Annotated in this window: 5 protein-coding genes; 1 reads left to right on the top strand and 4 read right to left on the bottom strand. The window is 56.1% G+C overall.

Annotation, left to right across the window (positions count from 1 at the left end):
- Positions 1 to 45: 45 nt before the first annotated feature.
- The gene (gene acnB, locus KJI95_RS05695) at positions 46 to 2,643 is read right to left on the bottom strand and encodes a bifunctional aconitate hydratase 2/2-methylisocitrate dehydratase (RefSeq protein WP_214506229.1); all 2,598 of its coding nucleotides are present in this window, start codon (positions 2,641 to 2,643) and stop codon (positions 46 to 48) included.
- 408 nt (positions 2,644 to 3,051) lie between these two features.
- On the opposite strand from acnB, the gene hxpB reads away from it, so the two are divergent.
- On the top strand, positions 3,052 to 3,711 hold the full coding sequence (gene hxpB / locus KJI95_RS05690; RefSeq protein WP_214506228.1) for a hexitol phosphatase HxpB: 660 nt from the start codon (positions 3,052 to 3,054) through the stop codon (positions 3,709 to 3,711).
- A 179-nt stretch (positions 3,712 to 3,890) separates the two neighbouring features.
- Here hxpB and KJI95_RS05685 read toward each other — a convergent pair whose 3' ends face one another.
- The 3 genes from KJI95_RS05685 to KJI95_RS05675 form a co-directional block, all read right to left on the bottom strand.
- On the bottom strand, positions 3,891 to 6,020 hold the full coding sequence (locus tag KJI95_RS05685; protein WP_214506227.1) for a M13 family metallopeptidase: 2,130 nt from the start codon (positions 6,018 to 6,020) through the stop codon (positions 3,891 to 3,893).
- A gap of 130 nt (positions 6,021 to 6,150) precedes the next feature.
- Positions 6,151 to 8,349, bottom strand: a complete 2,199-nt coding sequence (locus tag KJI95_RS05680) for a patatin-like phospholipase family protein (protein ID WP_214506226.1) — start codon at positions 8,347 to 8,349, stop codon at positions 6,151 to 6,153.
- A gap of 119 nt (positions 8,350 to 8,468) precedes the next feature.
- A complete protein-coding gene (locus tag KJI95_RS05675; RefSeq protein WP_214506794.1) occupies positions 8,469 to 12,914 on the bottom strand; it encodes an EAL domain-containing protein in 4,446 nt (1,481 codons plus the stop codon).

Raw genomic sequence — 12,914 nt, 5'->3', positions numbered from 1 at the left:
AAAAGCCGGCTTGCGCCGGCTTTTCAACTCACGATGCGACAGTACTTAGACCGCAGATTGGAAAATCACTGCACCGGCTTTCTTGGTGTAGGAGTCAATCTGGTCGAAGTTCAGGTAACGGTAGGTATCGGCGGCAGTGGCGTCGATTTCCTTGGCGTAAACCTGATATTCCTCTGGCGATGGCAGACGGCCCAGCAGAGCGGCTACGGCGGCCAGTTCGGCTGAGGCCAGGTACACGTTGGCACCGGTACCCAGACGGTTCGGGAAGTTACGGGTAGAGGTGGACACCACAGTGGCGCCATCGGCTACGCGAGCCTGGTTACCCATACACAGAGAACAGCCTGGGATTTCGATACGGGCACCGACGCGGCCGAAGATACCGTAGTAACCTTCTTCGGTCAGCTGGTCCTTGTCCATCTTGGTTGGCGGAGCAATCCACAGACGGGTTGGCAGGCTCTTGGCGAACTTGTCCAGTACCTTACCGGTAGCACGGAAGTGACCGATGTTGGTCATACAGGAACCCACGAACACTTCGTCAATCTTGGTGTTGGCAACGGCAGACAGCAGCACGGCATCGTCCGGATCGTTAGGGGCACACAGGATTGGCTCTTTGATGTTGTTCAGGTCGATTTCGATAACCGCAGCGTACTCGGCATCTTTATCGGCTTCCATCAGCTCTGGGTTCTTCAGCCACTCTTCCATGCCCTTGATGCGGCGCTCGATGGTACGGCGGTCACCGTAGCCTTCAGCGATCATCCACTTGAGCATGACGATGTTGGAGTTCAGATACTCGATGATTGGATCTTTATCCAGCTTGATGGTACAACCGGCGGCAGAGCGCTCGGCAGAGGCATCAGACAGCTCGAACGCCTGTTCAACTTTCAGGTGTTCCAGACCTTCGATTTCGAGGATGCGGCCAGAGAAGATGTTCTTCTTGCCTTTCTTCTCAACGGTCAAGAGGCCCAGCTCGATGGCCTTGTGCGGGATGGCATGCACCAGGTCACGCAGGGTGATACCAGGCTGCATCTGGCCCTTGAAGCGAACCAGTACCGACTCAGGCATATCCAGTGGCATTACGCCGGTGGCAGCAGCAAAGGCTACCAGACCGGAACCGGCCGGGAAGGAGATACCGATTGGGAAACGGGTGTGCGAGTCACCGCCGGTACCTACCGTATCGGGCAGCAGCATGCGGTTGAGCCATGAGTGGATAACACCGTCACCTGGACGCAGTGAAATACCACCGCGGTTCATGATGAAGTCAGGCAGAGTGTGGTGAGTGTTCACGTCCACTGGCTTTGGATAAGCGGCGGTGTGACAGAATGACTGCATGGTCAGGTCGGCGCTGAAGCCAAGACAGGCGAGATCTTTCAGCTCATCACGGGTCATAGGACCTGTGGTGTCCTGAGAACCTACAGAAGTCATCTTAGGCTCACAGTATTGACCAGGGCGAACACCGGCCACGCCGCAGGCTTTACCAACCATCTTCTGGGCCAGGGTGTAACCCTTGCCAGTGTCGGCCACATCCTGAGGACGAACGAACTCGGCAGAAGCGCCCAGACCCAGCACTTCACGGGCCTTGTCGGTCAGACCACGACCGATGATCAGCGGAATACGGCCACCGGCGCGTACTTCATCCAGCAGCACGTCGGTCTTGAGTTCAAACTCAGAAATCACTTCATCGCTGCCATGGCGACGTACCTTGCCCTCGTAAGGGAAGATATCAATCACATCGCCCATTTCCATCTTGCTGACGTCCAGCTCGATTGGCAGAGCGCCGGCATCTTCCATGGTGTTGAAGAAGATAGGGGCGATTTTGCCGCCAAGACAGAAACCACCGGCGCGCTTGTTTGGCACGAATGGGATGTCATCACCCATGAACCACAGCACAGAGTTGGTGGCAGACTTACGGGAAGAACCGGTACCTACTACGTCACCCACGTAAACCAGTGGGAAACCTTGGGTTTTCAGTGCTTCAATTTTCTTGATTGGACCAATGGCGCCTGGCTCATCGGGCACAATGCCGTCGCGGGCGTTTTTCAGCATCGCCAGGGCGTGCAGCGGGATATCCGGGCGAGACCAGGCATCCGGAGCCGGAGACAGGTCGTCGGTGTTGGTTTCACCGGTCACCTTGAATACGGTCAGGGAAATCTTGTCGGCAAGCTTAGGACGGCTCAGGAACCACTCGGCGTTGGCCCAGGATTCAACCACTTGCTTGGCGTGGGCATTGCCGGCGTTCATCTTCTCTACCACGTCGTGGAAAGAGTCGAACATCAGCAGCGTGTGAGACAGGGCTTTAACGGCCAGAGGGGCCAGCTTGTCGTTGTCCAGCTGACGTACCAGCGGCTCGATGTTGTAACCGCCCTGCATGGTGCCCAGCAGTTCAACGGCACGCTCGGCGCTGAGGATTGGCGACTTGGCTTCGCCTTTGGCAACGGCATCCAGGAATGCAGCCTTAACATAGGCGGCTTCGTCAACGCCGGGGGGAATACGGTTTTCCAGCAGATCCAGAACGAAAGCTTCTTCACCAGCTGGGGGATTCTTAACTAATTCAACCAGTTCGGCTACCTGGTGGGCATCGAGTGGCTTAGGGACAACGCCCTCTGCAGCACGTTCTTCGACGTGTTTACGATATGCTTCTAGCACGGCAACATTCCTCTTTGTATGGCGCTCTCAACGAAACTGCACGTCTTCGCGAATGAAGGCTACAGTCCGACAGGACGACCCGGATTTCCGGGCTGCAGTATACTACAGCTTTGAAAAAGTATGAATCGGCTCACACTCTTGTACAGGGGGAAATCGACGCGAAGCCTGTGGGCAAGCCGCACCTTATCTCAGCGTTTAAACGGCCGAAATTAGACAATAGTTTGAAACAAGCACAAATTTCATACAATACAAAGCATTAGATTTTACCCTACCGTTCAATTTCAGCCGCGCTGCAGCACAGCCCGGCCAAAAAGAGGCTGAAAAAATATTTTCAGCAGGCGACAATATCCGCCGCCTTTGCCCGGGGCTGACGCCGGTCGCCGCCCCGCTTCCATTGCAGGAGAAAAGATGTTCACCAACCGTATTGACGCCGTGATTTTCGACATGGATGGCATTTTGATTGACTCAGAGCCGGTGTGGCAGCTGGCCGAATATGAAGTGCTGGCCGGACTTGGCCTGCCCATCAAACCCGAAGACATACATGAAACCGTGGGGCTGCGCATCGATCAGGTGGTGGACTACTGGTATCGCCGCCATCCGTGGGACAACTACGACAACGCCGCTGTGGCCGGGCGAATCGTCGATACCGTGGTGGCACACATTCTGGCCGAAGGTGTACCGATGAAGGGCGTGGTTGAGGCGCTGGAGTTTTGCCGCGCCAAGGGTCTTAAGATTGGTCTTGCCACCTCATCAAGCTGGGCCATTATCGATGCGGTGCTGGATAAACTCGGCATCCGCGACTACTTCGAGGCCATGGAATCCGCCGAGCACCTCGCCTTTGGCAAGCCGCATCCTGAGGTGTATCTCAACTGCGCCGCCAAACTCGGCATTGCTGCGCGCCATTGTCTGGCGGTGGAAGACTCTTTCAACGGCCTGATTGCCGCCCGCGCCGCCACCATGCAAACCCTGGCCATTCCGCCCGCCCACGAGCGTGAGCAAGCGCGCTGGGTTATCGCCCATGTGAAAGCGAATGACTTAACCGCCCTGCCCGCGCTGCTGGCAAACTAAACCACACAAGCCTGGGCACGCAAGCCACACAAGCCAGGGCGCGCACACTCATCCGCACAAGCCAAAGTACGCAAGCCAAGCCACGCAAACTCAGTCGCATAAGCGAATGAAACCCAAATGAACAAAAAAGCCGGACTGCTGTTACCCAGCGGCCCGGCTTTTTTAATGGCTGAAATCCGTTACCAGATTTTCACCCGCTGCTCGGCTGGCAGGTACATCTTGTCCTGCTCGGTCACGCTGAAGGCCTCGTAGAAGCCCGGCATGTTGCGCGGGGTGCCCATGGCGCGGAAGTGGCTTGGTGAGTGGCTGTCGGTGAGCAGACGCTTGCCCAGCTCCTCATCGCGGTAGCTGCGACGCCATACCTGCGACCAACCCATAAAGAAGCGCTGCTCGCCTGTGATGCCATCAATAACCGGCGCTGGTTGGCCATTGAGGCTCATCTGATAAGCGCGCAGGGCTACGGTCAGGCCGCCGAGGTCACCGATGTTTTCGCCGAGGGTCAGGTCGCCGTTAACAAACTTGCCGGGCAGCGCTTCGTACTTGCTGTACTGCTCAGACAATTGCTTGCCGCGCTTCTGGAACTCTTCGCGGTCTTTGTCGGACCACCAGTTGCGCAGGTTGCCGTCGCCATCGTACTTGGAGCCCTGATCGTCAAAGCCGTGGCTGATTTCATGGCCAATCACGGCGCCGATGCCGCCGTAGTTCACCGCATCGTCGGCATCCATGTTAAAGAATGGCGGCTGCAGAATGGCGGCCGGGAACACGATTTCGTTGTTCACCGGGCTGTAGTAGGCGTTCACGGTTTGCGGGGTCATGCGCCATTCGGTGCGATCGATTGGCTGACCGAGCTTACCGAGCATGTCGGCGTATTCGAAGTTGGCGTAACGGATGTAGTTACCCACCAGATCGTCGGCTTTGATCTCAAGGCCGCTGTAATCCTTCCACTTTTCTGGGTAGCCAATCTTGTAGGTGAACTTGGACAGTTTTTCCTGGGCGGCAACCTTGGTCTCGGGGGTCATCCACTCGAGTTCATTGATGCTCACCTCGAACGCCTTGATGAGATTATGGATAAGCTGCTCCATGCGCGCCTTGGCTTCGGGCTTGAAGTGGGCCTTCACATAGGCTTCGCCCACCAGCTCACCAATCACCGAATCGGCAGCATCCACCGCACGTTTCCAGCGCGGCGCCTGCTCTTCAACACCGGCGAGGGTCTTGTCGTGGAAACCAAAGTGCAGCTGCACAAACTTGTCGCTCAAAAGCTCAGCCGCGCCATCCACCAGATGGAAGCTCAGGTAATCCTGCCAGGCCTGCAGCGGGAAGCTGTCAAAGCCTTTGCCCAGCGCCTCGATGTACGATGGCTGGCGCACAATCACGTCGGTCACCTTGTCACCAAGGCCGGCAGCGGTGGCAAAGGCTTCAAAGTTAAAACCGCCGAGCAGCTTGGCAAGCTCTTCGCGGCTTAACTTGTTATAGGCCTTGTTGGCATCGCGGGACTCAACCCGGCTCCACTGATTCTGTGCGATAAAGAGTTCGATATCGGCCACGCTCTTGGCGGCGCGCTCGGCATTGGGGTAACCGGCAGCGGTCAGAATTTCAGTGACGTACTTGGCCAGCACTTCGCGGTTGGCCAGATACTTGGCGTCATCTTTGAGGTAAAAATCGCGGTCTGGCAGCGACAGGCCGCTCTGGCTCAGGTACACCGCGTACTGAGAGGAGTTTTTGGCGTCGTTGTTAACAAAGAAACCGAAAGGAATTTTGCTGCCGTCGGTGAGCAGTTTACCCATGAGTGATGACAGCGCCTTGTGATCGCTGGCAGCTGCAATGGCATCGAGCGAAGATTTAAGCGGCGCGGCGCCAAGCTGCTCGAGCTTGTCGGTATTCATGTAGCTTAAGTAGAAATCACCGATTTTCTGCTCTTTACTGCCAGCGGCATGGCCCTCTTTCGCGGCTGCCTCTTCAAGAATCTGTTTGAGGGCTTTTTGGCTCTCATCGTACAGCACAGAGAATGCACCGTAGTTGGACTTGTCAGCCGGGATGGGAGTGTTTTTCAGCCAGTTGCCGTTTACGCTGTAGTAGAAGTCGTCCTGATGGCGCACGGAGGTGTCGAAGTTTTCCAGCTCGATACCGGACAGCGGCGCTTTTACGGCAGCGGCGGCTTCAGTTGCTTTGGTTTCAGATGCGGCGGTTTCAGTGGCTGCCGTCTCAGGAGCCTTGGTTTCGGCGGCTTTGGTTTCGGCAGTTTTGTCGCTGCAACCCACAAGGCCAAGGCCCAGGGCTACGCCCAGCGCCAGCATGGATAATTTGCTCATATCAATCCCCGGATGTGTCTTATTGTTGATTGCCAAACGTTTTGATAGCCCGAACTGGGCCAAAAGGCTGCCGACAGCCTAACAGCAGATGTCAGGCTGGCCGAAGCCCGTTTTTGTAAAAGTCTGTGAGTTAGAAGTTTTTACCGATAAACAGGTACAAAGAGCGCTGGCCATCGTCGGTCGCGCCAAAGCCAATTGCCGCAGGCCCCAGGTCTGTGTCTGTGCCTAAGTACAGACTGCCGGCATAAATCAAATCCTGCAGTGATACCTGATCACGCTCCCACCACACGTTACCGGCTTCGACACTGGCACCGAGGTACAGCGGGTAATCTGTCATACCGAGCACATCGCGGCCGAGGTCGTATTGGTACACAAAGGCGCCAAATACCTTATGGGCACCCACCAGCGCATCTTTACGGTAGCCTGACAGATTCCAGAAACCTCCAAGCTCGGCAAAGTGCAGCGTGTCGCCGTCACCGCTGGAGGTATCAAGGGATACCTTGCCCACCACGGCATGGTTGCCAAAGGCAAGCGCGCCCTTCCAGTCAGCCTCGATTTGGGTCGCGGTTTCGGGGTTGAAATCGACGTCGTAATCTTCGTGGAAACGGGTCACTTTAAAGGTGATACGGTTACCCGATGTCGGGAAGCTGATGCTGTTCAACGTGTCATAACCCACCAGCAAATAGCCGCCGTAGGAGGAGTAATCCAGATCCGACTCAAGGATTGCCTCGTTGGACACCTTGCCGCGCTCCCCAACCAGGCCAAGCTCCACCTGGCCGTGCAGGGCGAAATTCAGCCCCAGGCCAACATTGAGCCTGTGGGTGTGTTTATCGAGCTCGAAAATCTTGTTATTGGCATCAAACCAATCCCAGGCCTTGATTTCGTACTGATAACGGGCGCGGCTGTAAAACTCCTGATCCCGGTCGAGGGGCTGATAAAATTCGCTTCCGATAAGCTTTTCATAGCCGAGTTTCAGCTCGTTGCGCCACTCTCCGCCATTCTGGTTGAGGTTGGTCATGGTGTAGGAGGTATCGAGACTCACGGCGGTGTCGGCAGTGAAGTTATCTTCCCAGTTAAAGCCCAAATCAAAATAGTTGGGGCCCCATGACTTGGCCTTGGTGGTGACGGTCAGCACCCGCCCTTCGGCCGTGTCGGTAAATTCGGCGTCAACCCGCTCAAATTTGTTGAGTGCGTACAGCTGATTGATGCCAGCCTCGAGCTGCTCGCGGCTGACCACTTCGCCTTCACTGATGTTGAGGGTTTCTTTCAGCAGCGTATTGCTGAGCCTGGAGTCGTTGTTGTAGACAATGGCCACCACCGGCCGCTGCAGCTCCTCAAGCCAGGCCCTGGAGCGCTCGCGTTTCTGATGCTGATAATCGGCGTACACCTCGGGCGCCTGACCAAGTGCCTTGAGCGCGGCCAGCTGCTCGTTGGCAGCCTGCTCGCCCAATACCAGCGCTGTGCTCATCACGCTGAAATCTGTGGTGCTGAGGTCATCGATGGCAGGCCGGATGAGAATATCTTTGCCGGTCAGCAGCTTTTTCTGGGCCTCGGTGCTTGCGGCGGTCAGCATGGTGGATAACTGGTTCAGTACGGCGATAGTGCTGTCGAGCTGATCCTTGCCCACCAGCGGCGAGCCGATATCCACGGCGATGATGATGTCGGCGCCCATGGCTTTTACCACGTCCACCGGCATGTTGTTGGCAATGCCGCCATCGACCAGCATCCGGTCATCGATGATCATCGGCTGCAGTGCACCCGGCACAGTGGCAGAGGCCTGCATGGCTTTGACCATGCTGCCGCGCTCAAGCACCACGGGCTGACTGGTGGAAAGATCAGTGGCTACGGCGCGATACGGGATGGCGAGCTCATCGAAACTGGCAAATTCGCGCACCACGTCGGTGGATTCACGCAGCAGCACCGACATAGTTTGGCCACGCAGCAACCCCGATGGCGCCTTCACTTCGTTGTCGCTGTAACCTATGTTGAGCGGGATGTTGTACTTGTCTCTGAGCTGCTTGTCGCGGTAGCTCAGGGCTTCGCGGGGTATGGTGTCGGAATAGCCGCGATTCCAGTCCACATTCATCATGATGGCTTCGATTTCGGCGGCGCTGTAACCCAGGGCATACATACCCGCCACGTAGGCGCCAATACTGGTGCCGGCGACATAATCCACCGGAATATGATTTGCTTCCAGCACTTTAAGCACGCCAACGTGGGCCGCGCCTTTCGCGCCGCCGCCACTGAGCACCAGACCAATTTTGGGGCGCTCGGCGGCCTCGGCAGCACAAACTATCAGCATAAGCAGCAGTGGCAGTAATTTTTTCATAAGCTCCGGCGCAAATCAGGTCGGATAAAAATGTGGCGCCATTCTAGCAGACATGGGCCACATAAGTTCAAAAAACGGTTATTTTTCAGCCTGACGCACACTCATCAGACCTGCGTCAATCACCCAAGCCCGAGGTAGGCATCGAGCTCCTCACGGGGCATGGGCTTGGCAAAATAATAGCCCTGAATAATATGGCAGCCCCGCTCCGATACCTGTGTCAGCTGCTCTTCGGTCTCAACCCCTTCGGCCACCACTTCGAGCTTAAGGTTGCGGGCAAGCTCGATAATACTCGACACAATCGCCTGATCCGCCGGGTTATCGGCTATATCCATCAGGAAGGAGCGGTCAATCTTAAGCACGTTGACATCGAAATGGCGCAGATAGGCAAGTGACGAGTAGCCGGTGCCAAAGTCATCAATGGCAACCTGCACGCCCATTTCCTTCAGCTGCTGCAGATGGGGCCTGGCCACCTGCAGTTCTTTCATCAGCACGCCTTCGGTTATCTCCAGCGCCAGACAGGACACCGGCATGCCGGTGTCGCTGAGGGTCTGTTTGAGATGGTCGATAAAATCCGGCTGACGGAAATGCACCGCCGACACATTGACCGACAGCTTAAACGGCTTATCGAGCATGGCCGCCCAGCGCGCGCCATCGCTGCAGGCCCGCAGCAGCACCCACTTATCCAAATCAATAACCAGGCCGCAAGCCTCCGCCACCCTGATAAACACATCGGTGCGCACCAAGCCATCTTTTGGATGTTTCCAGCGCAGCAGCGCCTCCATACCCACCACGCCGTTACTGGCGTTCACATCGATTTGCGGCTGATAGCAGAGATAAAACTCATCGTTTTCCAGCGCTTTACGCAAATCTGCCTCGAGGCGTAAATGGTACAGCGCCTCGGCATTGCGCTCCTGCGAGTAGTACTGGAAGTTACCGCGCCCCTCTTCCTTGGCGTGATACATGGCCAAATCGGCGTTTTTAATCAGCGCCTCCGGCTGGCGGGCATCATCGGGCCAGATGGCAATGCCGATACTGGTGGAGATAAAAAACTCGCGGCCAAACAGTTTGAACGGGGTCTCGATTTGCTCGAGCATGGCGTTGGCCAGATGATTGAGGGTATCGACCTGCGCCCCCTGAACCAGCACCACAAATTCGTCGCCGCCAAAGCGGCAGAGGGTATTTTCCGGGTCGATACAAGACTGCAGCCGCGCCGCCGCTTCCACCAGCAGCGCATCGCCCATGCTGTGACCGAAGGAGTCGTTAACGTGCTTGAAGCGGTCGAGGTCCAGGAACATCAGCGCCAGCTTTTCTTCTTTCAGGGTCGCCTTGTGAATTGACTGGTTAAGCCTTGCCGCAAACAGTGAGCGGTTTGGCAGGCCGGTGAGCACGTCATAGTTGGCAAGGCGGCGTAAATCCGCTTCGCTGCGTTTACGCTCTGTGATGTCAGAAAACACCACCACGTAATGCTGAATTTTGCCATTAAGGCCCAACATGGCCGACACGTTCAGCCACACGGGGCACACCTGGCCTTTGGCGATGCGAAGCTCCCGCTCACCGGTCCAGCTCATGCCACCATCGAGCAGCCCGGCTATCTCGGCGCGATTACCACCGTGCTCGGTCAGCAGGGTGATAAATTTGCGCCCGCCAAGCTGAGCCGAATTGACCCCAAGAATGGTCTGCGCCGCGCGGTTGGCGACCTTGATTTGCTCGTCGGCATCGAGAATAAGCACGCCTTCGGAGGTGTTTTCGAACGCCTGCGCCAACAAATCCACTTCGTTCTGCAGCGCCTTATGCTGGGTGATGTCGCTGTAGATCCCGCTGATTTTTTCGATTTCGCCGGTTTCGCGGTTAATCTGACTTGGGCGGCCGCGTACCCTGAGCCAGCCCCAGGCGCCGGTTTTACGCTGGAAGCGGTACTCGGCATCGAAGCGCTCAATCTCGCCATTGACCACGGCAAACCATTGATTCAGCACCCGCTCCTTGTCGTCGGCATGGATAGGGAAACCATCGAGCGGCACTATCAGCACGTCATCGCTGCCCGACAGCACGCCGTTGCGGTTATCAAGGTAAAACTGGTTGTTTTTACGCGTCCACACCCAAAGATCTGAATCACTGCCGCGCAGCGACTGGCGCAGCCTGTCTTCGCTCTCCTGCAGCGCCGTGTTGATGGCACGAAAACGGCTGACCTGCTTTTGGCGAATGAGCACTATCATCAGCGTCAGGGCCATCAGCGCCAGGATAAGCAGCCACCTGAACCAGCGCGTTTCCCACAGGTGCAGCCTCACCTCGATATGGTGCACAAAGGGCTCCTGCGACCACACATCGTTGTGCTTGCTGAGCACTTCCAAATCCACTTCACCTGCCCCGAGGCCCGACAGATTGAGCTGTGACTGACCATCGAATTGCAGGTATTTATCTGCCTGAGCCTGACCGTGACGCATCATGCGGTAACGGAATTGAATCGGCGAATCATCGAGATAATCGTTGCTGGTCAATTGCAGGGTGATCATCCGTGCGCCGGGTTCAAGCCGGCTGGTGTTGCCCGGAATAAGCGACTTTTCAATGCGGTCGTCGTAGTAGACCATCACAGATTCAAGATACACCCTGTCATCGGAGATGCGGTTTTGCAGCGCATCGACATCAATCAGCTTGACCCCGTTTGAGCTGCCAAGCAGCAAGCCCTTGGCCGGATCGTAGAAATACGCGCCCTCGTTCAGTTCGCCCGCATGCAGGCCATCTTCCGAGGTAAACACCTGCACGGCGCCACTTTGCTTGTGCTGGCGCACCAGAGAGCGGGGGCACAGCATGATGCGGTAATCACTGGTTTCCTGGATGCCGTAATTGATGTAACAGCTCAGGTTCCATGCGTCTTTCAACGAGTGGATGCTGTCGCTTGCCTGCTGATACTCGAGCACACCGAACATCGAGGTGCCAATCCACAGAGTGCCGGGGCTGATTTCGGCAAGCTGGCCGACATTCAGACCGCTGCGATAGCCCTCAAGCATTTCTTTTTTATCGATAAAGTAGCCGTCAGGGTCGATATAGCCAAACTCGTCCACGCCGCCAATCCACAGCTTGCCATCGCTGGCGCGGAGCATTGAATAAATGGACGGCTGCTGCTTATGCCCGCTGCGGCTTTGAATGGCAAATTCCTGCGGATCGGTTTCGCCAGGTTGCCAGTAGTAAAGCCCGGTGGAGGTTAAAAACCAAATCCGCCCGGGGATGGCCGGATCTTTATAGACGTTGTAAATCCACTTGCGCTTAAGCGACTCAGTGCCGTGGCTCCACTCGGCAAAACGTTTGGTTTCGCCGCTATGTTTATTCTGCACAAACAGGCCGTTGGTGGTTGCCGCCAGCAAATAATCGGCATTGAGAGAGCTGATGCTGTAAACGCTGTCGTTGGCTTCAAACTCGTCGGGTACATGGAGGGTAGAGCCGGGTTTGCCATCCATCACATGGATAATGCCGCCATCGGAGCCAAACCAGTAATGCTCGCCTTCAGAATAGATAGACCACACCACTTCATTGCCCAGATGGTAAGGTGCCTCTGCGCTGAAGCTGTCTTTGACAAACTCAGGGCTGTCCACCGCCAGCACCAGGCCATCGCCCGCGCCGCCAATCCACACCAGACCATTTTTATCGATGGCGATGTCGGTGACATGGTCGATATTGGCAAGGTTACGCAGATTGCGTTCCAGCTGGGTGACGACGCGTTTATCACGCTCCCACTTGAGCATGCCCTCGCGGCTGGAGAGCCACAGATTGCCTTTACCATCTTCGGCAATGGTAGTGACGTAATAAGGCACTTCGGGCACGGCATGGATTTGCTGGTTGGGCACATCGATTTCAAACAGCCCCTCGCTGGAGGTAAGCCACACCCGTCCGGATTTATCGCGAAAAATCCGTTTGCCCTGCCCGGAGGCTTCAACCCAGGGTAAGTCCGTCAGCTTTTCACCACTGGAGCTTCTGAGCTCCAGATGGTATGGCTTGCCAAGCAACATGGTGCCGTCGTTGAGGTAGAGGATTTTGTCCCATGGCACATCGGCATCGTGCTGTAACTGCACCAGTTTTTCAAACTTCCAGCTTTGCACATTAAGCTTGATTATCTGGCTCTTGCTGGTCAGAAGCAGCAGGGTGTGGTCGTCTATCCAGCTGCGGCCCACTATGCCACCGCCATCAAAACCGGCGGCAAGGTCGCCCTGACCGAGCTGCTCAAAAGTATCAGTGGGAATGTGATAGCGGTATAAGGTTTCAGACAGGCTCAGCAGCAGGTATTCCTGCCCGGCGGCAATCACATCGTAGAAATAAGAATCTTCAACCCGGTGCGCGCCCTGATTGGTATCTATCCGGCGTACCAGGGTTTTACTGACCCGAAACAGGCCGTCTTCGGTGGCAACCCAGACAAATCCATAGCTATCAAAGGCAATGGCATTGATCATGCTGTTGGAGAGACCGTCGCGGCTGTCGAACACCCGCTGGACAAAATCACTCCCGTGGCTTGCACCTATGCCGGGCAACCACAAGCACAAACAAAGCAGCAGAAACTGTATGGTTTTTATTATCAT

This window comes from Shewanella jiangmenensis (genome assembly GCF_018596335.1).
Lineage (GTDB): Bacteria > Pseudomonadota > Gammaproteobacteria > Enterobacterales > Shewanellaceae > Shewanella > Shewanella jiangmenensis.
This window is presented reverse-complemented; position numbering and strand designations above follow the sequence as displayed.

Bases quoted from the DNA above. Each gene is read 5' to 3' on its own strand.
- KJI95_RS05675 (WP_214506794.1), bottom strand. From the start codon at position 12,914: ATGATAATAAAAACCATACAGTTTCTGCTGCTTTGTTTGTGCTTGTGG.
- hxpB (WP_214506228.1), top strand. From the start codon at position 3,052: ATGTTCACCAACCGTATTGACGCCGTGATTTTCGACATGGATGGCATT.
- KJI95_RS05685 (WP_214506227.1), bottom strand. From the start codon at position 6,020: ATGAGCAAATTATCCATGCTGGCGCTGGGCGTAGCCCTGGGCCTTGGC.
- KJI95_RS05680 (WP_214506226.1), bottom strand. From the start codon at position 8,349: ATGAAAAAATTACTGCCACTGCTGCTTATGCTGATAGTTTGTGCTGCC.